The 514-nt window shown below is 60.7% G+C and carries 1 protein-coding gene; it reads right to left on the bottom strand.

Going from position 1 to position 514, the window contains the following annotated elements; genetic code table 11:
• Positions 1 to 514, bottom strand: a 514-nt coding sequence (locus AWB65_RS35355; RefSeq protein ID WP_235008151.1) for an efflux RND transporter permease subunit, incomplete at both ends; no start/stop codon positions are given.

Raw genomic sequence — 514 nt, 5'->3', positions numbered from 1 at the left:
CGCCGGGGATGCGTTTCAACGCATCGAGCACGTAGATGTTCGTGTAGTTGGCGATGTAGGTCGAGTCGTAGCGATCGCTCGGTGAATAGATCGTGATGACCATCATGAACGCCGACGACTTCTTCTGCACCTGGATGCCTTGCGCCTGCACCGACTGCGGCAATTGCGGCAACGCGAGGTTGACGCGGTTCTGCACGTCGACCTGCGCGAGTTCGGGGTTGGTGCCGATCTTGAAATAGGCGTTGAGCGTGTAGTTCCCCGTCGATGAACTCGACGAGTTCATGTAGATCATATTGTCCGCGCCGTTCACCTGCTGCTCGATCGGCGCGCCTACGTTGTTCGCCACCACGTCGCCGGTCGCACCCGGGTAGGTCGCGGAGATCGTGATCTGCGGCGGCGTGATGTCGGGATACTGCGCGACCGGCAGCCCTAGCATTGCGAGGGCGCCGCCGAGCGTGATCACGATCGAGATGACCGACGCGAAGATCGGCCTGTCGATGCAGTAGTGGGAGAT

Source organism: Caballeronia humi (genome assembly GCF_001544475.1).
In the GTDB taxonomy this organism is placed as follows: domain Bacteria; phylum Pseudomonadota; class Gammaproteobacteria; order Burkholderiales; family Burkholderiaceae; genus Caballeronia; species Caballeronia humi.
Note: the sequence above shows the minus strand (reverse complement) of the source record. Positions and strands in the feature narration are given on the sequence as shown.